This is a genomic window from Phaeodactylibacter luteus (assembly GCF_007993045.1).
In the GTDB taxonomy this organism is placed as follows: domain Bacteria; phylum Bacteroidota; class Bacteroidia; order Chitinophagales; family Saprospiraceae; genus Phaeodactylibacter; species Phaeodactylibacter luteus.
The window spans coordinates 82,160-106,988 of the sequence record NZ_VOOR01000019.1; the positions used below are offsets into that span (position 1 = coordinate 82,160).

Consider the following 24,829-nt stretch of genomic DNA (forward strand, 5'->3'; position numbering starts at 1 on the left):
TTCCTTTTTTAGACAACCAGACCAAACCTAAAAAATAATATGACTTTGACTGCAAACTGGCAACCCCTTACTGTTCACCAACCTCAGCAACTTAATGACACCATAAAGCAACTGCACATGGCCTCACAGCATGTCGCAGCCTTTGGGCACAGCTTGTTGCCAGAAGCATCAGATGACTCCCAGTCCAGCATGAACTGGGTGGCGGGCAAGAGGGCGCTTGCCAGCCAAGAAGTCAACCTGAAACGGCGGGTGCGCATCGCTTTGGCCTACGATAAATTTGAGCTGCAGATGATCAATGAGAACGATGATACGCTCGGTGTATTCCCCCTTTCTGGCCAAAACCCAAGCACTGCCCTGAGCTTCGTTCGCACACAAGCCCGGTCGATGGGGCTAAGCGGGCAAGATGTGCAGCCTATCAGCCACTTCGAACTCCCAGCCCACCCCACCCAAAATGGCGCTCCTTATATGATGACCTCCCCTAAGCTACATCAGGAAGCAGCCCGTTACCGGCAAAACGCCACGGTACTGCTGCAACAGCTGGCCGCTCAATATGAGTACGCCAGCGATGTTGCGACTTGGCCGCACCACTTTGACACCGGAAGCGTGATCACCGTGAAATTCGATGACACCAGCAATCCGGAAAAAACCATTGGCATGGGTTTCGCCCCTGCCGACGACAACTGCCCCGAGCCCTATTTTTATGTTAGCCATTGGATGAAAAAAGGTGATGCGGAGTATACCGCCCTGCCCGGCCTTCCTAAGGGGGGCGAATGGAAAACAGGAGCCTGGAAAGGCGCACTGCTCCCGGCTTCTGCCGTTGTATCCTTTTCTGAAGGGGCAGACCAGTTCGAGTTGGCAGGCCAGTTTTTCAAAAAAGGTATCGAAGCTTCTTTAGAAATACTTGAAGAAACGGCCGTAAAAGCTTAAATTACAACTGGAATTTAATTCCCCGAGACGGAAAGAAGGTCTGAAGGTCATCCCTCAGGCCTTTCTTTTTGCCTCCAACAAACTCGCGCTCCGCCAGCGCCTGCCGGTTCTCATACCCCAAACCCTCTCCCCCCATTCAACAATTCGGCTTATTCCGCCTTATATAAGGAGCAGTAGTAGCCCGCCCAATGTAGCCTATTGCGCTGACTGCCCTTCGATAGGCCAATGCAGGCCCCCAATCACTCAACAACCGCTATACCCAAATGACTGTACATACCCATCCCCAACAGGTGAGCAGCTGGCTGGCCCGTTATCAGGCCATACGCCAGCAAAGCCTAAACCTGTGCGCCCCCCTGCAAACCGAAGACTACGTTGCACAGCCCGTGCCTTTTGTCAGCCCGCCCAAATGGCACTTGGGGCACACGACTTGGTTTTTTGAAAATTTCATCTTAGCCGCACATTATCAGGGGTATCAATGCTTCAATGAAGCCCTCAATTATTGTTTCAACAGTTATTATCAAAGCCAAGGGCCCCGGATCCTGCGCGACAAGCGGGGCAACCTCACCCGCCCGCCCCTTAGCGAAATACAGCGCTACCGGTCCTATGTAGACCAGCACATGCTGGACTTTTTGAGCACTTTTGGCTCCGGCAGCCTGCCAGGCCAGCTTGCTCTTCTTCTGGAAGTGGGCCTGCAGCATGAGCAACAGCATCAGGAGCTGCTCGTCACAGACATCAAATATATTTTGGGGCACAACCCTATGCACCAGCCTTATACCCAGCCCGGAGCAAGGGCGGGCAAAGTAGATGCTACTGCGCCCATGTCTTTCGCTACAGTACCCGAAGGCGTTTATGAAATTGGGCACAAGGGGGAAGGCTTCTGCTGGGACAACGAGCTGGGGCGCCATAAAGCCTATCTTCAGGAGTTCCAAATTGCCAACCGCCCGGTCACCAATGAAGAATACATGGCCTTCATGGCCGATGGGGGCTACGAGCACTTCGCCTATTGGCTGGATGATGGCTGGGCATGGGCACAACAACAAGAGGTAAAAGCACCGCTGTACTGGTACCAGCAAGATGGGCAGTGGTGGCAGTATACCTTAAACGGGCTGCAGCCGGTAGCCCCTTCTGAACCCGTCACCCATATCAATTATTACGAGGCAGATGCCTTTGCGAACTGGAAGGGCATGAGGCTGCCCACAGAGCAGGAGTGGGAGGCAGCCTGTATGCTGCACTCTCCTGAGCCCACCGCTCAGTCCAACTTCGTAGAATCGGAACGTTGGCAGCCAGTCGCAGCAAGCAGTGAGGATGGCTTCCAAATGCTCGGCAATACCTGGGAATGGACAGCGAGCGCTTACCTGCCTTACCCGGGATACCCCCGCTTCAAAGGTGCGCTAGGGGAGTACAACGGCAAGTTTATGGTCAACCAAATGGTACTCAGGGGCGGGTCTTGCGCAACGCCAAGGTCTCACATCCGGCCCACTTACCGCAACTTCTTTTACCCTCAGGAGCGTTGGCAGTTCACTGGCCTGCGCCTTGCCCAGTAACCTCATTCGCCTAATCAAACAGACCCAATCATGCCCACCCACTCCTCTGCGGCAGCCAATGCCCCTGCAGTAAGCACTATATTCGCACAGGATGTCCTCTCCGGCCTAAAACAAACGGCCAAAACCCTGCCTGCCAAGTATTTTTACGATGAGCACGGCGACCGGCTTTTCCAGGACATCATGCATATGCCCGCCTACTATCTGACCGGCTGCGAACTGGAAATCTTCCAACAACAGCAGGCTGCAATCTTGAAAGCGATCGGCAGCCCTTCCTTCCACCTCCTAGAGCTGGGCGCTGGCGACGGCTATAAAACCCAAGTATTGCTGCGCCACTTCCTGGAAGCAGGTGCCGCCTTCGATTACCAACCGGTGGATATTTCGGAAAATGTGCTGATCGAACTAGAGCAGCGGCTTAGGGAAGAACTGCCCGGGCTGAAAGTCAACCCTTTAGCAGGAGATTACTTCAAAGTGCTGCACGAAGGCCGGCAATCAGGCCAAGGCTCGAAAGTCGTGCTATTCTTGGGCGCCAACATAGGCAATTACCCTCCTACCGAAGCCGGACGGTTTCTCCGGCAGCTCTATCATGAACTCAACACAGGCGATAAGCTGCTCATCGGCTTTGACCTGAAAAAAGACCCCGCTACCATACTCAAGGCGTACAATGACCCGGAAGGCATTACCGCTGCGTTCAACCTCAACCTCCTAAAACGGATTAACCGAGAGCTGCACGCCAATTTCAACCTTCAGGAGTTTAGGCATTGGGAAACCTACGACCCTCAGAGCGGAGAGGCGCGCAGCTATCTGGTCAGCCAAAAGCCTCAGCACGTCTTTATCCGCAGCCTGAACCGTTCTTTTTTCTTTGATGCCTGGGAGGCTATCCAAGTGGAGCTCAGCAAGAAGTACAGTTTGCACGAGGTCGAAGCGCTGGCAGCAGCTACTGGCTTTCAAGTTCAGGAGCATTTTACAGACTCCCGTGACTTTTTTGTGGACAGCCTTTGGGTAAAAGCTTAGTGGCTTCGCAGGCGTTTATGCTATAGCCTGGCATGGCCTAGCGCTGCGAAGGGGTGGCAAGCCCGACAGGGCCGAGCGGATAGCGAGCCCCGGAGCATAGCGGCACCTGCCCGATGGCAGGGGCAGGCCCCGTTAGACATTAGCAAAGCGGGTGGGCTTGTGAGCTCTCCGAGGAGCCCATAACAGCCACAGCCCCGCCCACTTGAGTAGGCAGGGCTGTGGCTCAGCGGCTGGGCCAAGGCATCGCTACTGCCCCCCGCCTTTGTGCATGCGCTTATTGTTCATGCGCTTTTTCTCCATCCGGCCCTTCATCTTCTCTTCCCGCTTAGCTTGCTGTGCCATGAATTGCTCCATTTGCTTCTGATCGAGCACTTGGGACAATTCGTTGTTTTTTGCATCGCGCAGCGCTTTCAATTCCTCCTTTGCAGCCGCCCGCTGCAGTTGGGCTTCTTCCTTTTTAGCCTCCCGGCGGGCATCCATTTCTTGAGCGTACTTAAGGTTGATTTCATAAACCTTAGCGGCCTGTGCCTCGGAAAGCTCAAGGCGTGCTGCCATGGTATCGGTTTGCATTTGGGCTTTTTCCTCAGCGGTCATGCGCTGGCGCTCCTTCTGAGGGCCCCGCTGCTGGGCCTGAGCAGTGAAAGAAACGGCCATGAAAAGAGCCAGGCTGGCGGCGATCATTGTGAGTTGCTTCATAAGGCAATGCTTGTTTTTTGCCCTTTTGACGCAGCCGCCCCCCTGCCGTTTAACCCTTTTCTGAAACTTAACGCTTCCTTAACCAAAGCCTGGCTTATTCCGTTTTGAACGACAGCTCATCCAAAGGCACCACTACCTCAGAACGAGCTTGCCCGGTGGAGCCGATCAAGCTGAGCGTAAGGGTTGGCGTAGCGCCAGCCTGTACCGAGATCAAGCCTATATTATTCTCTGGGACGGCCTCCCCTACACGGTTGGCATTAGGCTCGATCTTGGGCCAAGTCTCCGTTATGCCGCTGGAGGTAACATCATAGATAGGATAAGCAACCGGGACTGGCTGGCGGGAGATTTCCCCCCAATGAACATCTCCTGAGATAAAGACAACCCCTTCTGCCCCAGTTTTTCGGATGGTTTCCAACATCCGTGCTCTTTCATGAGGCACATTATTCCAAGATTCCCAGCCATTGTAGGTGTGTGAAAACTGATTGCTGGAGGCAATAACCCGGAGGTCCGCTGGCAGGCTTAGGGCCGTTTCCAGCCAAGCCCACTGCGCTTCCCCTAAAAAAGTGCTGTCTGGGCTGCCATTGGGCCGATAGTCATTTTTGAAGTGCAGAGTATCCGTTGGCTCGCGGCGCAAAAGGCCATCCCGGAAGGTTCTGGTATCCAATAACAACAGCTGTACCCGGAGCCCCTCCTTTTCTATCCACTCCATACCATAAATGCCGGGGCGGCCCCTTCGGGGGCTCTGGGCGGGCACCTCCCAGAAATCCATAAAAATATCCTTTGAGGCTTCTTTGAAAGGATAATGCCGGCCCGCATCGTTCTCTCCATAATCGTGGTCATCCCAAACTGCATACAACGGCACCCTTTCTTTCAGAGCCCTGAATTCTGGCTTGGCTGAAAGCCTGCGGTATTTTGCCCGTAGGGTATCCATATCGCGGGTATCGCCATAAATATTATCGCCCAAGAAGACGAAAGCATCAGGGCTGAGGGCCGCCGCTACACGGAGCATTGGCTGTGGCTTGTCCTGATGGGCGCAAGAGCCGAATGCAACCTGAAAAATGGGCTCCTTTGGTTTGTCCGCCACTCCGCAAGCAGCAAATGACATCAGCCAGGCCAGCGCGAGCCAATTCAAATAAATATTCATCGACATATACCGTGCTTTTTGTTCCGTTAAAAAGGTTCACCTTGAGCAACGGGCGGAGCGTCCGCAGCCCAACCGGCGGCTTCTATTAAAATTTCCTAAAGTTATGCTATCTTCTTGGAAAACCCCTTGCCAGCCGAGCCCGGGCCCCAAAAGGTTGTGCCCTTGCGGAGCAATGAGGAGAGGGCAGCCCCAAAAGGGCGGCGCCTGTATAACGCAAAAAGCCGGTTGGGAGCGCTAACGGTTAGGCAGGGGCGAAAGCTGCAGGGTATCCCCGGGGAGCAAGACAGACAGCTCGAGCCCCCGCCCGCCCAGCAAGCCACCTTGCCGGATAGTCCGCCCAGAAGGATGGCGCAGCACAATAACCTGATACCCGCCATACACCTTGCCGAAGCGGCCGCCCTCAATGAGCAAAGCCGTAGATTCATCTATGCCGATGCCAACCTTCTCCGGATGGTCCAGTACCACGGTCATCAGACGGTTCATGCGCATCCGCCAGATGAAATGCTGATCGACGATAGCCTGTGGCAGCAAGCCCAACCCTTCGCCAATTTCCATATTGTCAGCTTCAATTGTACGGAAGTCGCCTGTATATTCAGGGTGGCGTTTCTCGTTTCCAGTAATCATCAAACGGCTCATCACTGCAGCCCCCGCACTAGTGCCAGCAACAGTAGCCCCATTGCGGTAAGCCTCGTGTATGGCATCATACACCGGGCTGCCCGCTACCACCTCCATAAACTGGTTCTGATCGCCCCCCGTGATATATATCAGGCGGGCCTTCCGGAGCGAATCCACCCTGCCGGGAGGGTAATCGCCCTTTTGGAAATTGAACGCCGCAAACTGCCCGGCAGGGATGCCGAGCGGCCCAAACTGCTTTACCGCATAGTAAGCTGCGGTATCCGGCTCACTGCTCGACATAGGCAGCACCACAGCATAGCCGCTAGTATCAATACCTGATGCCTTTACCAGAGCCCTCAACAGCTCGGGCGGCCTTTTGCCGCCCCCAATAATAAACAGCTTGCCCAACGGCGCCCCTTCCACGGTGCTCGCTTCGGGCCGGCCAGAAGAGACCGGGCTACAAGAAAGAGACAACAACAACAACAACAAGGATAAGGCCGGGTACAGTAAGCGCATAACAGGCAAACAGTTTTTAGCAATCCAAACAGCGCCCGCTCTCACCTATCGAAATAGGGCACTTGCACAATAATACACAATATCCTTAGGCGAATTAACCACAATATGTTATTTTAACAACCCCTGCGGTCACCCGTTAAGCATTAGATTTTATTTAGCCTGAAGCTGCAACCCCGTCAAAACTGCCGTAAATCAGTTTGCCGTTTTTTAGGCTTGCCCCTGCCTGCTTAGCGGATGGGGCCTGCCCCTGCCCGATGGCAGGTGCCGCTATGCTACGGGGCTCGCTGTCCGCTCGGCCCCTCGCCCTACAGGCGTCGGGTCTGGCCTTCGGCCACCCCTGCGCAGCGCTAGGCCGATGCCAGCATAAAGCTAAAGCCTCCGACATTGGGGGGTTAAGCCAGCCAATACCATTTTGCCAATACCCCTAAATACTTGATCATGAAAAGAACCTTATGCAACTTAGTACTCCTGCTCACCCTACTTTATTTGCCCATCAGTGCGCAGGTCACTTATGTAAACACCTCCGCCACCGGCGCCAACGATGGCAGCTCTTGGGCCAATGCCTACACCGATTTACAAGATGCCCTGGCCAACACATCTGGCGGAGAGATTTGGGTCGCTGCAGGCACCTATACTCCTGGCACCGACACCTCCGCAGCGTTCAGCATTTTCGCCCCTGTGGCCCTTTACGGAGGCTTCAACGGCACAGAATCTAGCCAGGCAGACAGAGACCCACAAGCCAACCCGACTTTCCTCAGTGGCGACCTCAACGCGGATGACCTGGACGGGGATTTCGAGATCAACCGGGCAGACAACGTATCGCACGTGGTTTACATTGGCCAGTTCGAAGGCATAGCATCTATTGACGGGTTCAACATCCACGGTGGGCAAGCCAACCTGACCACCGGGGCCGATGGCAACGACCCCGAAATACTATGGCGCGGCGGTGGCCTGTATGCCGAGAGCACAGTTGCCGTCAGCAATTGTATGTTCTTCGGTAATGCTGCCCGTTCCGGCGGTGCAATCTTGATACAAGAGGAAGGCGCCAACGGGTCTGTTATCAGCAACTGCACCTTTGACGACAACTATGCGACCTCTCAGTCGGCCGGCATTCTGATGGACAATGCCGATGCAGTCACTATTGAAGACTGCATTTTCTCCAACAATGCTACCATTAGGGGCAGCATCTACCCACTTGAAACCGATGCTACGGTTATCCGTAACTGTACTTTTGAAAACAATGCGGCCAACGGGACAAGTGCAGGTATTTTCGCTTGGCAGCCAACCAACATGCTGGTCAGCAGCTGTACCTTCCGCAACAACGAGGCCACTTCCTCCTCTTGCATGTACATCGATCAGCGGGACTTGGCAGACGGTGCAGCCGAAGCCCTTTTCAGGATAGAAGATTGCACCTTCCAAGATAACAGCAACCCAGGAGGGTTCAGTGCCGGAGTATACTTCTGGCAGCCTAGAAAGCTGGAAATCCGAGGATCTAACTTCCTGAACAATGCCGCCGCCAATGCTGCTGCTGCTTATATCGATCAGCGCGATGTAGCCCCCGATATCAATTCCATTCTGATTGAAGACTGTTTGTTTTCTGGCAATGAGACCACAGACTTCGGCGGCTCCGGGCTATACTTCTGGAACAGCAACTTCACCCTTGACAACTGCGAGTTCACGGCCAATGAAGCCCCCAGCAGCGCTCCTGCTATCTACATGGGCGGAGACAGCGACAACGGCCTGATCACTAACAGCCTCTTTTCTGGCAACAGCTCTAACTTTGCCGGCGCTATAGCCAACTACAACGGCAACAGCAACCTCCTCATTCAAAACTCCACTTTCATGGGCAATACTGCGAACAGCGGGGGCGGAGCACTCTCTGTAGGCTTCCTCGCCCAAGCTTTCCTTGAAGATTGCACCTTCGAGAACAACCAGGCCGGGTACGGCGGTGCCGTTTTTATACAGAATGATTCCTCAGCCCTGACAGCAGTAGGCACCCGCTTCATTGGGAATGTATCCACCTCTTCAAGCGGAGGGGCTATCCTCAACAACAGCGGCAACCCTATCACCATTGACAGCTGCTATTTTGAGCTCAACACTTCGGCCGCCCTGGGCGGGGCGATCTCCCTTTTTGAGGACAGCCTCGACCTCACCGTGCTGGAGCTGCGCAAGACCATTTTCAATTTCAACGTTGCCGAGACGCAGGGCGGCGCACTGAACATCAGCAACGGAGATGCCATCATAGAGAGCTGTGTGATGGTCAACAACAATGCCCTGAATGAAGGGATTGGGGGGGCGGTTTCTATCAACTCCTTCGTTGGAGGAGCATCAGAAGACCTACAGGTCAGTATCATCAATTCTACAATCGCCGACAATACCGGGGAGCTCATCGCCGGCATAGCCAACTGGACAGACGGCATTGCCACTTCCACTCTAAGCTTGCAAAACAACATTTTCGCCCAGCAATTTGGGCTAGACTATAACATCGAAGACGGTGAGCCCTCCCTCGTCTCCAACGGGGGCAATCTCCTTTTGCTCGACCTACAGGCCAACTTCTTCGACCACCCAATGGATATCTTGGGGCAAGACCCGCTCTTCAATGAAGATGACGTGCTGAATTATGTCTACACTATTGCCGACAACAGCCCCGCCATTGATGCCGGCGTAGAAAATGGTGCGCCAGCTACCGATGTGCGCGGCCTGCCACGTGTAGATGGGGTAGACATTGGCGCATATGAAAACCAAAAAACCGTGGGCGTACGCCCAATGGCTGATTTCGACCGCGAACAGCTAAAAGTAGCGCCCAACCCCGTCAAGCAGCAGGGCACTTTGCTATTCGACAACGACTGGAACGGAGAGGTCGAACTCCGCCTTGTAGACCTTAAGGGCCGCCACCTAAAAACTTGGCTGGTACACAAAACCTCAGGCGAGCAGGCTTTCCAAGTGGATGCCACAGGCATCCCTGCAGGCGCTTACAAAATCATCGCTGCCCATAACAGCCAACTCTGGGGGCCCACCTCATCAAAATTTAAGGCGCCTTTGCCGTGCTTACCCCCTGGCTGCCAGACTTTTTGAAGCCGCCAGGGGGGCTTGCATTTTGGCGAAAGCCTAATTCTACAGCCCCTACCCCGCAGGAGTACCCCAGATGCCTTATATTTGCTCGTCCTTAGCATAAAGTTGGGATAATTTTTTACCTTGGAAAAAGGCACGAAAACAAACCAATGGGAAAAGTCATATCATTACTCAATCATAAAGGGGGCGTTGGCAAGACCACGAGCACCATCAATATTGGTGCCGGCATGGCACAGCTCGGCAAACGGGTGCTTTTGCTAGACCTTGACCCCCAAGCCAACCTTACCCTGGCTATTGGTGCTCAGCGTACTCCCATTACCGTCTATGAAGCTATGCGCGGTGAAGGGGAGCTGCAGCCTCAGCCTGTCAAAGAAAACCTGGACGTGGTCGTCTCAACCCTTGACCTTTCCGGGGCAGAAATGGAGCTCATCAATGAGGCTGGCCGGGAGTTCATCCTGCAAGAGCTTTTTGCCCCCCTCATTGAAGACTATGACTTCATCCTCATTGACTGCCCCCCTTCCCTAGGCCTGCTTACCCTAAATGCCTTATCCGCCAGCGACTTCGTCATCATCCCCCTTCAGGCAGAATTCTTGGCTATGCAAGGTTTGGCCAGGATCAAGCAGGTCATTCAGAAAGTAAAATTCCGGCTTAACAAGAAACTGCAAATTGCAGGCGTTATGGCTACCATGTTCGATGGGCGGAAGGTCCTGAACCGGGATGTGGTGCAGACCATTGCCAAATATTTTGGCCCGCTCGTCTTCGAAACACGCATACGCGATACGGTCGCTCTTGCAGAAGCGCCTGCACAAAGGCAGGACATCTTTTCTTATAGCCCCAATAGTGCCGGGGCAGAAGACTATCTCAACCTCAGCCGGGAAATCATTCAGCGGGTAGAACAGTTTGAAAAACAAATGGCCGCTCAATCATAGCCGGCTACCGCAGCAGGATATTTAGCATAAATCAGGCTGGGGCTATGCTCCCGCCTAACTTAAATTTGGAACTGTGAGCAAGAAACGATTTATCGAAGGCATGGAGAGCATCTTTGACGCACTCGAGGAAGAAGAGCTGCTGTCTGGTGCAGAGGCCTCCGAAAATGCGGGCCAAAAGCCTTCTCCTGCCTCCAAAAAACGCAGTTCCAAAGATTTTTCTGATGACCTTCAGGCTTTCCTACAGGATGCCTTCGACCACTCTATGGAGCAGCAAATACAAGAACGGGAACAAAAAGCTGCACAACATGCCCCAACCTCCAGCCCGGGCGTAAAAAAGCGGTCGCGCCGCCCTATGGCAGGCCTTGATGCGCTCATCAGAAGTACTGTCGACCCTCGCCAGGAGGCCATTTCCCCCAAGCGACCAGAAAGGATTACCATCTCCTTTGATCCGGAAAAGCTGGAGCGGCTTAAGTCCATAGCTCGCAATCAGCGTACGATGCTCAAAGATGTCATTGACCAGATTGTCGCTGAGTACCTAGACAAAAACTACCCCGGCGCTTCCCAAGAGTAACACAGCTGCCGCTTTAATACCCTGCGGGAATGCGCCACTGACGAGTTTGCCAGTAGCCATCGTCGTGAAAGCCGAAAGCTGTAGGGGCGTAGGCGCCTACCGTGTCCACATTGGCTTTATCCGGCACCGGCCGGCCCGTCAGGTAGTAAGCAGCATTGACCAACAAGCGCCTCAGCTCTTCATCCAGCATATCTGTTGATGCCCCCATCGTACAAGCCAACGCTTCCCCCTCCGCTCCCCCGGGCAATTGATAAGGCTGCACCCAAGCCACCGGCATCATCGGGTCATTGGGGTTGTAATGCGTGGCACTGCCCGGGTTGGTGGAAGAGATTGCCCAATGTGACTCCCGCATCCCGTACATGAGGTCTGCCTCATCAAAAACCCCAGTATTTTCGGTAACCTGCCCATATACCAAAGCCTTGGCTTTGGCGCTCAGCGGTTTGGAAAGCCCGTAAACATCGCTCGGCCCCCATATCTCTCCGGACGCAATCCCATTTAAAACAGGGTGGCTGCGTGCTTCAGCAGGGATGATGCCCCGGGTGCTTTGGTGTTTGTGGTGCCCATGATGGCTGTGCCAGTTGGTACCCAGCACCAGCTGCCCAAAACCACCGTGCCAAGCTGTATCTTCCCCTTCATAGTAATTGCCCCAATGCCGCCACGAAGAAGAAGTATCCGGAAAGTGGAAAGCATGCGTAGCAGTGCGCAGCCCAATGACCGGCTTCCCGGATTCTAGATACTGGGCAATGTGCCGCATCTGTGAATCGGGCAATGCCCTGAAACGGGTAAAAAGGACCAGTAGGCCAGCATCCGACAAATGAGCCAGCCCTGGTATGTGCCCAGTGGCGTTGGGGTTGGCATAACCGGGAACAGCGGGGTCTTGGGCAAAAAGCACTGTGCAATCAAAGCCATGACGCTTCGCAAGGATCTTTGCCAACTGTGTCAGGGCTTCCTCAGAACGGTATTCCTCATCTCCGCTTACCAATACCACCTTAACCAGGCTGTCGGCATCTGCCTTGCCTGTGTACTCCGACCAAAGCGCGCCCGGGCCATCAGGCTGCTGGGGCCCCGTATCGCTATCGCAGCTGCTGAACAGCCATAGCCCTGCAGCCAGGGCAAGCATCCAAAAGTGTTGCATTGCTTTATTTTTGCATTATACTCCCCTCAGTCACGAGAGGTAAAATTTTGACGATTTTATTTCTGTGCCCTGCAAGGCAAAAAGCGCAGGCGTAGCCCACACGAAGCGTGGGGAAAAGGGGCCCCACGGTGAGGTCGGCGAGCATTTTTAACGCCGTAGGGCGCAAAAAGAAAAAGTCAAAATCACTTATCTGCCCGAGGGGAGTATAGCTCCTCCGGGGTATAAAACCCTTTTTTCCCTGCAATATTTTTGCGGACCGCAGCTACCTCATCAGCTGTGACCCGGCTAGCATCGTTGCCAAAGGAAGACCTGACATAGGTAAGCACTGCAGCCATCTCCTCGTCTGAAAGCAAACCCTCAAAAGCAGTCATAGGGACCTGCCCCGGATACTTCTTGCCATTGACCTCAATGGGGCCATATAACCCTTTAAGGGTCAGTTTAATCAGCCTCTCTTTATCGCCGATGACCCACTCTGAGCCGCTCAGAGGCGGAAAGCCAGAGGCCGCAAGCCCTTTCCCATCGGCCTGATGGCAGGTAGCACAATAGCCATCTTTATGGTAGATAGACTGCCCAAGGCTGGCTTCAGGCTGTGCGGCAGCAACTGGAGCTTTGGCGGGCGCATACCGTTCTTCCAGGACAGAAAGCACCGGTGCTGCCCATCCATCAACCGGCAGCTGTCGCGCTCGGGCTATGGCTGCTTTGGATAAATCCGGCGAAAGCCATGAAGCTGCCACAACGGCTTCGAGGCGCACCCTTTCATGCGGGTCTTCGGCCATTGCCAATAGCCACTTCTCTTGTTGCGGCACTTTATGCCCATTGTACCTTAACGCTCTGACTGCCGCTGCCCTTGCCCGGTAATTTTTAGCACTGAGCAGCTGCCTCAGCAAGGGCACTTCTATCGCATCCAGCCCCCAGCTGACCCAGAGCGCTTCCAGCAGATGGTGCTCGTAGCCTTCCGCTGAGGGGTCAAGCCCTGCAGCCCATTTCCGTAAGGCAGGCAACACTTCCACGGCATCACGCCCCCTGAGCTCCCTCCTCGTCCGGTAACGAGTTCGGTACTCCGGCAGCTTCAAATTTTCTAGCAGGTCTGGTATTGGCGCCCCGGCTATCACAGCAGGCTCCAACAGTGGCCTGGACGGATAAGTGACCCGGTAAACCCGGCCGTGAGCATGGTCCCGCAGTGGGTCCCGGGCGTTGTGCTGCATGTGGCCGATCAGGCGGTTGTGCCAGTCGATGACATAAAGGGAGCCATCGGGGGCGAACTCCATATCCACTGGCCGGAAATGGGGGTCGCTACCCACAAGCAGGTCCTGCCTGTGCCGGGACATATAGCCGGATGCAGTGTCCACCATACGGTGCTGCTTGGTGCCTAAGAAGCCGATAGTATTGTTGATGAGCAGATCGCCCTGCACCTCAAGCGGAAAATGGCGGCTAGAAACGAACTCAAGCCCCGAAGTAGGCCTCACCCGGTGTGCACTTTCAATGATATTAGGGCCTTTGGGGCTGGCTTTGCCATAAACCGGAGCTATCGTGCCAGGGGAGAGCCAACGGACATCAGGCCCAGAGGTTTCTGCAAAAAAGGGCTGCCCCCAATCATCGAACGCAATGCCCCAAGGGTTGGGGATGTCAAGCTGTGCAGTACGCTCCAAGTGCTGCCGGGCAGGATTATAACGGTAAAAACCTCCGTTGGTACCCCGCACTGTCCCGTGTGGGGTTTCTACATTGGTGTGCAGGAAGACCCCCTCTGCCATAAAGATAGCCCCAGAAGGGCCGGCACAGAACGCACTGATGGCATGGTGGGTATCGTGGTCGTCAAAACCGCTCAGCAGAACAACCTCCTCATCCGCCCTATCGTCCCCATTATGGTCCTTGAGCAGCACCAGGTTGCTCCCCTGAGAAACATATACCCCTTCCGGCGCAATCTCAAAGCCGATCGGCAAATGGAGCCCACTTGCAAAAACCTTCTGCTTGTCCGCCTTCCCATCGCCATCGGTATCTTCCAATATGAGCAGCTTATCATCTGGGCGGCTATCGCCTGGGCGGTAGTGAGGATAAGAAGGCATGGCCGCGACCCACAATCGCCCTTTGTTATCGAAAGAAAGCTGCACCGGGTTGGCTAAATCCGGGAAATCTTCTTCGGAAGCAAATAGGTTCACCTCATACCCTGGGGCGGCGGCCAAAGCCGCTTCGGCATCCTCACCGTACAAATAAGGCTGTACCCCCTGCTCCGGGTGGAAGTTGGTCTCCACTGCGGGGAGGCTCTTGGTGCGCAGCTCAGCCCTTGCGATATCGTAAGGCTCTGCACGCAACATTTTCCAGATCGCAGTATCTCTGATCATCGTCAACTGCCGTACTTTTTCTATTTCAGCAGGATAATTATCGGGGCCAAAGGGTTGGTACCGGCGGCCATAGATATGCACGCCGTTAGGTATTTTATAATCATTGAGCCAATACCAGTTCTTATCTAGCACAGCAGCGTTCAGTTGATCCTCTGCAACTTCGGTGCCCCCCTTTCCCCTGCCCGTTAGGGCCTGCATCAGGTGAGCAGACAACCGTTCATAGCCCGCTTGGTTGAACTGCAGCCCGTCTATGGTCAGGGGCGTACCAGCTTTGTACCATTCCTGGGAAGGGCCGAACAAGTCCACAGCAGGGACCCCCTCCTCCTCTGCTACCTCCAAGATAGCCTGTGAAAAGACACGCAACCGAGCGTTGACCGGCGCAACGGGGGGCAGGGAGGGCTGTTGCCCAGAAAGGTCTTGCAGGGCGGGGGGCGAAATCAGCACCAGTTGAGGCGGAGCCGCTTCATTGTACTGCTGTGAACGGGTATGATGGATGAATTCGCGCAGCTCTTCTTTGAATACGGGAAGATAAGCACCGCCCCGCTGTGCTGCATTGAACCCCCAAAAAGCCAAGATGATATCAGTATCCAGGGTATCGAGCCATTCGTCGGGCCCCGGGAAATGCCCCTCACTGCCAGAAGGGTTGGCAAGCTCGCCCTGAAACGCTGCAGCCCCGGGGAAGGCCCAGGGAGTATCCCTGGCAGCGTGTGGGCGGAAGCCCGGGGTATCCCCGCCATCGCACAGGTTGCGTATGGTCAGGCTGCTATGGGGGAAACGGAGGTGAAGCGCGGTTTCCAGCTCACCAAAATGTATCATCCGGGCGCACAGGTTGTTGCCAACAAGTGCAATGCGTGCATTATCATTGATCTGCAAGAGCGGCTTCTGAGGTTGCTGACAGCCTGTAAACTGTGCCCCCCCACAAACAAGGAGGCTTATGGCCACGATGGAACTTAGGCGCATAGGCGATGGTTTTTCGTGTATCGCACCTAAAATAATACTTTAATCCGCTGCTCTAGACCAAAAGACAACAATACTGTGAAAAAAGCGCTCGCCTCACTTTTAACTGCCCTCAGCCAGGGCCGCCCCCCGGCGCTCTGGCCTTATTCTGCTTTAGCCATTTTTTTGTTGCTGTTAGGGCTGCCAGCGGGGAGCACCGCTCAACCTCATCAGCGGCCCAAAGTGGGCCTGGTGCTCAGCGGGGGGGCAGCCAAGGGCATGGCGCACGTTGGGGTGCTCAAGGTGCTAGAAGAAGTAGGGCTGGAACCGGACATCATCACGGGCACGAGCATGGGCAGCATCATTGGCGGGCTATATGCCATAGGCTACCGGTCTGACACCCTAGAACAGCTGCTGGCCAATATGGACTGGGACCAAGTGCTGAGCGACCGCATAGACCTGCGGAACGTTGTCTTCGAGGAAAAGGATTACTTTGAAAACCAGCTCTTCGAAATTGGCTACCAAGACCGGGAGTTCCTGCCGCCGACCGGGCTGATTTTCGGGCATCAGATCGACAACCTGCTCACATCGCTAACCCTCCCAGCCAGAAACGTTAAAGACTTTTCGCAACTTCCCATCGCATTCCGCTGTGTAGCGGCAGATATTGTCGAAGGCCAGCCCTATCCAATTAGCAGCGGCAACCTTGCGCATGCCATGCGGGCCAGTATGGCCATCCCTACAGCCTTCACCCCCGTCATCCAAGATAGTGTGATCCTTATCGATGGGGGGCTTATCCGCAACTTCCCAGTGCAGGAAGCCAAGGATTTAGGCGCTGACATCATCATCGGGGTTTATACGGGGTGGGTCAAAGCAGATGCCAAAGACCTTGAGAACTTTTCAACCATCCTCCTGCAATCTGGTTTTTTGCTCAGTGTGCAAGACGCAGAAGCGCAAATGCCCCTTGTAGACCTATACATTGAGCCCGACTTGAGCGGCTACAGTGCTCAGGACTTTGGGCAAGCCCGCGAGATCATTGGCCAAGGGGAAGCAGCTGCGCGCAAGGCGCTGCCGGCCTTGAGGGAACTGAGCGCACGCCTCGATCAACTGGGCACTACTCCGCCCAAAACCGTTCTTGTATATCCGGACTCGCTTTGTTTTGAGGAAATCCGGGTAGAAGGCAACCAACGCTACCCCGAGCAGGAGATCCTTGGGAAATTTGACATCGCCCCCGGCGAGTTTTACAGCCCGACCGATATCAATGCCCAAATCGATGTCCTGATGGGCACCAATACCTTTGAAAAAATCAGTTTCAGCATTGAAGGCAGCAGGGGCTCGCCCACCCTTGTACTGAACTGTACCGAGCGCCCGCCCACCCTTTTCAAAATGGCAGTAAACTACGACAACTATAGCAATGCTGGCTTCTTGTTCCACGCCAGGACCCGCAATGCCCTGCTTGCCCAATCACGGCTTTCGGCTACTGCCGCCATTTCCGAAAACTACCGGCTATTTGCAGAGTACCTCAAATATTGGGGCAATAGCCAAGTGCATAGCACTCGCTTGCTTTTGGGGCTTACCCGCGATAACATCCCCATCATTCAGGGGGATATCCGCAATGAAGAGTACCGATTGATCGAAGCTTTTGCCGACCTGCAGTTCCAGAAGCGGCTGGACCGGGATGTGATGGCCAGCCTGGGCATTCAGTACGAGCAGTTGCAGTTCAGCCCAAGGGTATCTTCAGCAGCGCCTTTCCGCAGCCTCAGCTATAATAATTTCAACATACACGCCCGGCTTGAACGAAATACGCTAGACCGGAACATCTTCCCTACCTCCGGCACTCGCCTTGGCCTTGAAGTCAAAGGGATACGCAACCTAGGCTACCGGATAAAGGAGATCAGTCCTTCACTGCCATTGGATGCAGACTCCTTAGTATCTTTTACCCCTTACCTAAAGGTTGCTTTCCAAGCAGAGAGCTTCCTGCCGCTCAACGAACGGGGCTCGGTCCGGCTGCGCTCTTTTGCGGGGCTAGTGAGCAACCCCAGCAATACCTTTGGCGACTTTTTCCTTATTGGCGCGCCGGCAGCACTGACCCGCCGTTCGATCCCCTTTTACGGCCTCACGGCCAATCAGCTGGTCGCTCAGGTAGCCGTTGGGGGCGGGCTGGGGTATCAGCACTTTTTCAAGAAAAATATGTTTTACGCTATCGACCTGAGCACGGGCTTGTTTGGGCGCCCCTTAAATTTTGAAGATACCCTGAACGAACTCCGGCTCTTTGTTGCAGGAGCAGGGGTGAGCGCCGGGGTCAACACCCTGATTGGGCCGGTGAAGCTCACCTTAATGATGCCGGTCAGTGGGAGTGGGCAGGTAGGCAAACGGCTGCGCGCCTTCCTAAATATCGGGCACCGCTTTTGAGCTGAAGCTCAAATCATTGAAACAAAATCATTTTTTTGTTTACATTATTGTGGCAACATTACCCCTCATTGGTTAATATTGCCAGCATTAATACATATTTTTGTAAGTGGCCTGGCTGCAAAGCACAAGAGGCAAAATTGTAAGCAAACCAAAAAGCATGGCAGCAAGAAAGCGCAAAAAGAAGGGGCAGCTAAGCCTCAGGCTAGGCATTAACGATGAGCGGGTGCCTAAGCTAGTAGGTATCCTTTGCCTTTTTCTTGCCCTTTACCTCCTCATTGCCTTTTTCTCCTACCTTTTCACTTGGCAGATTGACCAAGACCGGGTCTTGCGTTTTTCTTGGCGCTTGTTGCTGGAAAGCGAGCAGGAAATGGCAAATTGGCTGGGCAGGCTTGGTGCCATCATCTCCAATATGTTCTTTTATTGGGGCTTTGGGCTGCCTTCCTTTATCTTGGTTTACCTGCTCAGCTTTGCTGGGCTATCCCTGATCCGCAGGGAGCCGCTCGGGAAACATTGGCCCAAGTACCGTATGTACCTGCTGCTGATGCTCGTGTTCAGCGTATTCTTGGAATTTGTAACCGGGCAAGCCGAGTTCCCTTGGGGAGGGGCCTTTGGGGATGCTGTCAGTGCCTGGCTGATCAGCTTTGTAGGGACAGCAGGCATGATTGTGCTGTTGTTGTTCCTTGTCATAGGTCTTATCGTCTGGAATGTCAATCCCAATTTCAATGAAATAACGCCCAAAGGGGCCGTTCAGGACACTCAGCAGTACATCAACAACTGGTTTGCCGGAAGGCTACCCAACACAAAGCCTGCCGCAGATAGCGCTGCCGCCTCAGCCCGCCCCCGGCCCGAGGCCCTCCGGCCAGCCCAACAGCACCCAAGCGAAAGTTTAGAAGACGGCGAAGGGCAGGAACAAGCCCCTTCAGCAGCCTCGCCCAAAGCACTTGCCTCCGAGCCCCGCCCACAAATGAGCTTTGAGCTGGTGGAGGGCGTGGAGGTAGAAGAGCCTGAAACCCTGACTGCAGAGAACAGCGAACTAGAAATTAAATCTCCTGGGGAAGGGAATGAGCAAGGCGGCCCTCCGCCAATTGCGGCGCAACAGGAAAACCGCGACCACAGCGAGCCTTATGACCCTACCCTCGAGCTATCGAGCTATGAGTTCCCAGTGACCTCCCTGCTAAAAGATTACTCTGGGCAGCGCGTTGAGATAGACCGCAGCGAGCTGGAATCCAATAAAGAGCAGATCATTGAGACCCTGCTCAACTACAAAATTGAGATCACCAAAATCCGGGCTACCATTGGGCCAACGATTACGCTCTACGAAATTGTGCCCGCCCCGGGGGTCAGGATATCCAAGATCAAAAACTTGGAAGACGATATCGCCCTGAGCCTTGCGGCCCTCGGCATCCGGATTATTGCGCCCATCCCTGGCAAAGGGACAATTGGCATCGAGGTGCCCAACCGCAATAAGCAGATGGTCTCTATGCGGGAAGTACTGGCCTCTGACAAATTCAAGCGGGCAAAAATGGATCTGCCGATTGCAATCGGGAAAACCATTTCCAATGAAGTATTTGTAGTAGACCTTGCCAAAATGCCCCACTTGCTTGTCGCGGGCGCTACTGGCCAGGGCAAGTCGGTGGGCATCAACGCTATCCTAATGTCCCTGCTTTACAAAAAACACCCTTCTCAGCTCAAGCTCGTGCTCATCGACCCTAAAAAGGTGGAGCTTTTCCCTTATAGCCAGCTCGAGAACCACTTCCTTTCCTTCCTTCCCAATCAGGAGGAGCCCATCACTACAGAGACCAACCGGGTCATACATACCCTCAACTCCCTTTGTATCGAAATGGATCAACGGTACAACCTCTTGAAAAAGGCGGCTGCCAGGAATATCAGGGAGTACAACGAAAAGTTTGTTCAGCGCAGGCTCAACCCCAACAAAGGGCACCGCTTCCTTCCCTTTATTGTGTTGGTGGTGGATGAATTCGCAGATATGATCATGACGGCCGGCAAGGAAGTAGAGCTGCCGATCGGGCGGTTGGCACAGTTGGCGCGGGCGGTTGGCATACATTTGATCATCGCTACACAGCGCCCATCGGTCAATATTATCACAGGGGTGATCAAAGCCAACTTCCCTGCCCGCATAGCTTTTAAAGTATCCTCCAAGGTTGACTCCCGTACCATTCTGGATGCTGGGGGAGCTGACCAACTGATTGGCCAAGGGGATATGCTGCTGTCTGTAGGTGGAGAAATGGTCCGCCTGCAAGGGGCTTTTGTGGATACTCCTGAAGTAGAATCTGTCTTGGAGTTCATCGCCGAGCAACGGGGCTATCCTGAGCCTTACTACCTGCCTGAATTCCACGGTGACGATGAGGAAATTTCAGGGGCGCAGGGGCTGACTTATGCCGACTTGGACGAGATGTTCGAAGATGCGGCCCGCTTGATTGTGCAAAATCAGCATGGGTCTACCTCTATGATCCAAAGGCGCCTGAAGCTCGGCTACAACCGGGCAGGGCGGATTATGGACCAACTGGAAGCCCTTGGTGTCGTAGGCCCAAGTGAAGGCAGTAAAGCCCGCGAGGTGCTCATCTATGATGAAATGGAGCTGGAAAAGTACCTAGAGGATATCCGCAACCGCAACTAAGCTATTTCCAAGGCTCCGTAAACGGATATGGCTCAACTCGGGCGCTTGCTACAAGGGGCTTACGGTACGCGATGTGTATGCGGTCTACTTCTACCCCCAACTTTTTGTACGCGCTCACAGCTTCCTCATTATGCGCCCTGACTGTAGTCAAGTACAGGTCTTTGTAACGCTTAAATATCCGTGGCTTCGCCATTTGAGCGATTATGGCAGGAAAAGCCCCTTTGTTCTGAAAGTCAGGGTGTACTCCAAAGCCGATCCCTTTTATAGGCAGCTGCCGGGCGCTCCATTTTTTCCAGAGCAGCCTGGGCAGTTTGTACCAAGCCAAGCGGCCATTAGCAAAGCGGAGCAAATGGTTGATATCTGGCAAAAGGGCACAAAAAGCAGCCGGAGCCCCATCGAAGTAGGTCAGAGCCATAAGGTCTGTATCAGCTATGGGCTTGGCCTCATTCAAGATTTGCATCACTTGTTGGGGCTCAAGCGGTTTAAAATGCAGCTTCTTACTGAATGAGGCATTGTAAATGGTGCAAAAATCCCGGGTGTACTCCGGCAGCCGGCTGTAGTCTAGCGTACGGGTCTCGATATGTATCTTGCGCCCCAACCGGTCTACCACGCTTTGCAGCCGGGAATAAGGCAACTGCCCGGTGTTGCCTTTGAACGTAAGGATCTGCTCATAGGGTACATAGCCATTGCTTTCAAATAAGCCTTGGTAATACTTGGGCTGGTAGTTCTCTTGGAACAGTGGCGGTTCAAACCCTTGAACCAGCAAGCCCCAAAACTTCTCCCGCTCTCCAAAGTTGATGGGCCCATCTACTAGGGCTATGCCTCTGTCCTTCAGCCAGTTTTCTGCCACTTCAAACAGCGCCTCTGCATACTCCTGCTGAGGCATACACTCAAAAAAACCAATCCCGCCAGTTGCAAGCTTAGCGCCCCGGTTGCGCTCGCCGTCGATAAAAGCAGCAATACGCCCAACTGGAACTCCACTGCCATCGACAAGGACAAAGCAAGAAGCTTCACCGTTCTTGAAGGTGTCGTTCTTAGCTGGGTCAAATACACTTTCTACATCTCCCTGCAATGGAGCAATCCATCTGGGGTCGCCTTTGTACACCCGGAAAGGGACCTTATGGAACAATTCCCAATCGGCAGGGCTGTCAACAATTCGTATTTCCATAACTATTCCTCTCTGTCCAGTTTACAGTTTGCCCGCCCAAGGGGTTATCAGGCAGAGCAGCAAATTTAACAGAGTTTATTCAAAACAACCGCAGCAAACTGTGCCGCATGTGCTAAGGGCTGACCAGTGCATGGCAGCCCTTGTGCCCTGATGCAGCCCTGTCAAGCGCCTAAGCCGAGGGCAGAAAGGGAGGAAAAAAGGGGCAGCCAAATCTAGGCTGCCCCATACAGAATAATGGATTCAATCAAATTGATGGGTTTAGGGCTTTAGGTGCCCCCGCCCCGGCCGCCTTCTTTGGCCATGTTCTATCTCCAAGTCAGGGCAGGCCGGATAGCGGAGGGATGCTGCTGCTTATTGTTCGCCCTCCTGCTTTTTCCGGTCCAAAAGGACGAACTCTTGCACGACGACCTGTGGCTGTGTACGCTGAACACCGTTTTTATCCTGGTAGGTGTTGTACGTTAGCTTGCCGCGGACAGCCACCTCTTTGCCTTTTTTGCAAAGGTTGCCCATGACCTCTGCCAGCTTGCCCCAGGCTACGCAGCGGTGCCACTCTGTCGTTGTGACACGGTCTCCCTGCTTGTTCTTGTAGCTGTCGTTGGTCGCCAGGGAAACATTAGCCAAGGTGTTCCCGTTGGTCGTTTCGATAATTTTAGCATCCTGTCCGATGTGGCCGATCAAGGTGATACTGTTTCTGATTCCGTTCATGATTTTGTGGGTTTTAGGCAGGCAGAGCCTGCGGTACATCCGGAGCTCATCACTCCGGCTAAATAAAAATTTCTGTTTTTTGGCTTACATACAGGGCAGCACGTAGCCGCAACTACCCCATTGGCATAAATTCGCTGACGATGATTTCAGAAATGTGGCGGCGGTTGCCGTCCTTGCTCTCAAAAGAGCGGTGAGATAGCTTTCCCTGCACGGCTACCTGCTTGCCTTTCTTCAGCAGCACCTGCATGATCTCAGCGATACTGTCCCAGCCTACGAGGTTGTGCCACTGCACATCTACCACCTTTTCGCCCTTGCTATTGCGGAATACCTCTTTGGTGGCGATAGTGGCGCGGGCTATGGCTTTTCCGTTGTCCAGCTTCCTGAATTCAACATCTTTGCCCAGGTTTCCAATCAGTTGTACGTGGTTGCGTAAGTTGTTCATGACTAAAGATTTTAGGTTTTATGTAATGTTGTCTGCCGTTCCAAGTGGCGACGATACAAAGGTGGGGGGAACTGCAAGCCCTAGCCGAAAAATAAATGCTTACTTTCGTTTGTAACCGTTTGTAATCGTTTGAAAATGAAAACATGAATTGCAATGCATTCAAAATGAGCTATTTACACACAGCCCTTTAAAAAGGATTTTTTCCACTTTTCCCTGCTGTAAAGAGACTGCTCAAGCCCGCGCCCAAGTAGCGTGCTAGCCCTTTCGCAGAATAGGGCTGCCGAGGTCTTCTATCCATCCGCTTTTTTGTAATTTCCAGCCACTAACCAAATACCTTAGCATGACAAATATCGGCGTTATTGGAAGCGGTGCAATGGGCAGCGGTATTGCCCAGGTAGCGGCCACTGCCGGCCACACCGTTTTCTTGTACGACAATAACCCTTCCGCTTTGGAGCGGGCGAAAAGCAGCTTAGGAAAAATCATGGCACGCCTTGTGGAGAAGGGGCGGTTGACACCAAAAGCCTCCCAGGAAATCCAGGGACGGATCCACTATACAGACAGCTTGTACCAAATTGAAGCCCCTGGGCTTGTTATCGAAGCCATCGTGGAAGACCTAATGGTCAAGCGCAATGTATTTGAGCAATTAGAAAGCATTGTGCCTCATGACTGTATCCTTGCTACCAATACCTCCTCTCTCTCTGTTGCAGCCATTGCAGCCGCATGCAAAACTCCAGAGCGCGTCTTGGGGATCCACTTCTTCAACCCTGCCCCATTGATGAAGCTGGTAGAAATCATCCCTGCTGTACAAACCGGTGAACATGAGCTCCACAAAGCTAAAGCCTTGATAGACAGCTGGGGCAAAACAACGGTAGTAGCTAAGGATACCCCTGGCTTTATCGTCAACCGTGTAGCCCGCCCCTTTTATGGGGAAGCCCTCAGGATTTTGGACGAGGGGCTCGCAGATGCCGCCACCATTGACTGGGCTATGACCACGCTTGGGAAATTCAAAATGGGGCCATTTACCTTGATGGATTACATAGGCAATGACATCAATTATACCGTGACGGAGACGGTATTTCAGTCCTTTTATTATGACCCTCGATACAAGCCCTCCTTTACGCAAAAGCGGTTGTCCGAAGCTGGCTACCTAGGCCGGAAAACTGGCCGTGGCTATTACGATTACCGAGAAGGCGCGGCCAATCCAGAGCCCCAAAAGGATAAAGTATTGGGGCAGCAGATTCTGGACCGCATCGTTGCTATACTGATCAATGAGGCTGCAGATGCCCTTTACCTAAACATTGCCAGCAGAGAGGATATTGATATGGCTATGACTAAGGGCGTCAACTATCCCAAGGGCTTGCTCCAATGGGCTGATGAGATGGGGATCAACCGCTGCGTTGAAAGAATGGACAGGCTTTACCATGAGTACTTGGAGGATAGGTACCGTTGTAGCCCAATGCTGCGGAAAATGGCCAGAAATGGCTCGACTTTTTACCCTCAAAACTAGCGGTTGCTGTCTGTGAGCCTTATCTAGCAAACGGGGGCAAACCAGATTGCTGTTTTTTGGAGCCTGCCCCTGCCGCAAGGAGAGGGCCAGCGGGCAGGGTGCCGCTATGCTCCGGGGCTCGCTATCCGCTCGGCCCTATCGGGCCTGCCGCCCCTTCGCAGCGCTAGGCCAATGCCAGGCTATAGCCCGAAAAGCATAATCGGCTGCGACATTTTGGTTTACGCCCCTGCAAACTATACTTTCCTGCCTGCCTGCTGCTTTGCTGGCAGGCAGGCTTGTTTATAGGGCCGCCACTGCCATACCTTCAAGGGCTTAGCCTAAACCAATTGCCCAATGTTAGTGGATCCATGGCTAGCCAAAAAATCACGGGCTCGGGAAGAAAATAGCCCCTAACATGGGCATAACCGAAATACATCAAGCCGTTGAGCCCATTTTCCCAAGCGATTGGCTTTGCGCCTTTTAGCATTTCCGCCCTAGGCTGTTGACCGGCAAGAGATTAGAGCAGCGCGGGCTGCCATAGTAAGG

17 protein-coding genes are annotated in these 24,829 nt (G+C 53.7%); 9 read left to right on the top strand and 8 right to left on the bottom strand.

All coding sequences use genetic code 11. From position 1 onward, the window contains the following. The first annotated feature begins 39 nt into the window (after positions 1 to 39). The 3 genes from FRY97_RS10750 (at position 40) to egtD (ending at position 3,482) form a co-directional block, all read left to right on the top strand. A complete protein-coding gene (locus tag FRY97_RS10750; RefSeq protein WP_147167531.1) occupies positions 40 to 927 on the top strand; it encodes a hypothetical protein in 888 nt (295 codons plus the stop codon). A 263-nt stretch (positions 928 to 1,190) separates the two neighbouring features. Continuing rightward, a complete protein-coding gene (gene egtB / locus FRY97_RS10755; protein ID WP_147167532.1) occupies positions 1,191 to 2,471 on the top strand; it encodes an ergothioneine biosynthesis protein EgtB in 1,281 nt (426 codons plus the stop codon). 30 nt (positions 2,472 to 2,501) lie between these two features. Beyond that, on the top strand, positions 2,502 to 3,482 hold the full coding sequence (gene egtD, locus FRY97_RS10760) for an L-histidine N(alpha)-methyltransferase (protein ID WP_147167533.1): 981 nt from the start codon (positions 2,502 to 2,504) through the stop codon (positions 3,480 to 3,482). Positions 3,483 to 3,728: 246 nt separating this feature from the next. Here egtD and FRY97_RS10765 read toward each other — a convergent pair whose 3' ends face one another. The 3 genes from FRY97_RS10765 to FRY97_RS10775 all read right to left on the bottom strand — a co-directional run bounded on the left by FRY97_RS10765 (position 3,729) and on the right by FRY97_RS10775 (position 6,453). After that, positions 3,729 to 4,178, bottom strand: a complete 450-nt coding sequence (locus FRY97_RS10765; protein ID WP_147167534.1) for a hypothetical protein — start codon at positions 4,176 to 4,178, stop codon at positions 3,729 to 3,731. Between the two features lie 94 nt (positions 4,179 to 4,272). Then, positions 4,273 to 5,328, bottom strand: a complete 1,056-nt coding sequence (locus FRY97_RS10770; protein ID WP_147167535.1) for an alkaline phosphatase D family protein — start codon at positions 5,326 to 5,328, stop codon at positions 4,273 to 4,275. A gap of 228 nt (positions 5,329 to 5,556) precedes the next feature. Continuing rightward, on the bottom strand, positions 5,557 to 6,453 hold the full coding sequence (locus FRY97_RS10775; protein WP_147167536.1) for a cyanophycinase: 897 nt from the start codon (positions 6,451 to 6,453) through the stop codon (positions 5,557 to 5,559). A 438-nt stretch (positions 6,454 to 6,891) separates the two neighbouring features. Between FRY97_RS10775 and FRY97_RS10785 the strand changes: the two genes are divergently transcribed. The 3 genes from FRY97_RS10785 (at position 6,892) to FRY97_RS10795 (ending at position 11,025) form a co-directional block, all read left to right on the top strand. Continuing rightward, entirely contained in the window at positions 6,892 to 9,528 is a 2,637-nt protein-coding gene (locus FRY97_RS10785) for a right-handed parallel beta-helix repeat-containing protein (RefSeq protein ID WP_147167538.1), read from the top strand. 146 nt (positions 9,529 to 9,674) lie between these two features. Then, positions 9,675 to 10,454 carry a ParA family protein gene (locus FRY97_RS10790; protein ID WP_147167539.1) on the top strand — a complete coding sequence of 260 codons (780 nt, stop codon included), beginning with the start codon at positions 9,675 to 9,677 and terminating at the stop codon, positions 10,452 to 10,454. Between the two features lie 73 nt (positions 10,455 to 10,527). Further along, positions 10,528 to 11,025 (top strand): hypothetical protein, encoded by a 498-nt coding sequence (locus tag FRY97_RS10795; protein ID WP_147167540.1) that lies wholly within the window; start codon positions 10,528 to 10,530, stop codon positions 11,023 to 11,025. 13 nt (positions 11,026 to 11,038) lie between these two features. On the opposite strand, the gene FRY97_RS10800 is transcribed toward FRY97_RS10795, so the two are convergent. After that, positions 11,039 to 12,160, bottom strand: a complete 1,122-nt coding sequence (locus FRY97_RS10800; protein WP_147167541.1) for a ThuA domain-containing protein — start codon at positions 12,158 to 12,160, stop codon at positions 11,039 to 11,041. A 182-nt stretch (positions 12,161 to 12,342) separates the two neighbouring features. Next, positions 12,343 to 15,459 (bottom strand): PVC-type heme-binding CxxCH protein, encoded by a 3,117-nt coding sequence (locus tag FRY97_RS10805; protein ID WP_147167542.1) that lies wholly within the window; start codon positions 15,457 to 15,459, stop codon positions 12,343 to 12,345. Between the two features lie 75 nt (positions 15,460 to 15,534). Between FRY97_RS10805 and FRY97_RS10810 the strand changes: the two genes are divergently transcribed. Next, positions 15,535 to 17,844 (top strand): patatin-like phospholipase family protein, encoded by a 2,310-nt coding sequence (locus tag FRY97_RS10810; RefSeq protein WP_147167543.1) that lies wholly within the window; start codon positions 15,535 to 15,537, stop codon positions 17,842 to 17,844. Between the two features lie 157 nt (positions 17,845 to 18,001). Next, on the top strand, positions 18,002 to 20,482 hold the full coding sequence (locus FRY97_RS10815) for an FtsK/SpoIIIE family DNA translocase (RefSeq protein ID WP_147167544.1): 2,481 nt from the start codon (positions 18,002 to 18,004) through the stop codon (positions 20,480 to 20,482). Position 20,483: 1 nt separating this feature from the next. Here FRY97_RS10815 and FRY97_RS10820 read toward each other — a convergent pair whose 3' ends face one another. The 3 genes from FRY97_RS10820 to FRY97_RS10830 all read right to left on the bottom strand — a co-directional run bounded on the left by FRY97_RS10820 (position 20,484) and on the right by FRY97_RS10830 (position 22,797). Continuing rightward, the gene (locus tag FRY97_RS10820; RefSeq protein ID WP_147167545.1) at positions 20,484 to 21,650 is read right to left on the bottom strand and encodes an N-acetyltransferase; all 1,167 of its coding nucleotides are present in this window, start codon (positions 21,648 to 21,650) and stop codon (positions 20,484 to 20,486) included. 351 nt (positions 21,651 to 22,001) lie between these two features. Next, positions 22,002 to 22,355, bottom strand: a complete 354-nt coding sequence (locus FRY97_RS10825; protein WP_147167546.1) for a single-stranded DNA-binding protein — start codon at positions 22,353 to 22,355, stop codon at positions 22,002 to 22,004. A 112-nt stretch (positions 22,356 to 22,467) separates the two neighbouring features. Continuing rightward, positions 22,468 to 22,797 carry a single-stranded DNA-binding protein gene (locus FRY97_RS10830; RefSeq protein ID WP_147167547.1) on the bottom strand — a complete coding sequence of 110 codons (330 nt, stop codon included), beginning with the start codon at positions 22,795 to 22,797 and terminating at the stop codon, positions 22,468 to 22,470. A gap of 340 nt (positions 22,798 to 23,137) precedes the next feature. Here FRY97_RS10830 and FRY97_RS10835 point away from each other — a divergent pair, with 340 nt between their 5' ends. After that, on the top strand, positions 23,138 to 24,304 hold the full coding sequence (locus FRY97_RS10835; RefSeq protein ID WP_147167548.1) for a 3-hydroxyacyl-CoA dehydrogenase NAD-binding domain-containing protein: 1,167 nt from the start codon (positions 23,138 to 23,140) through the stop codon (positions 24,302 to 24,304). Positions 24,305 to 24,829: the final 525 nt, after the last annotated feature.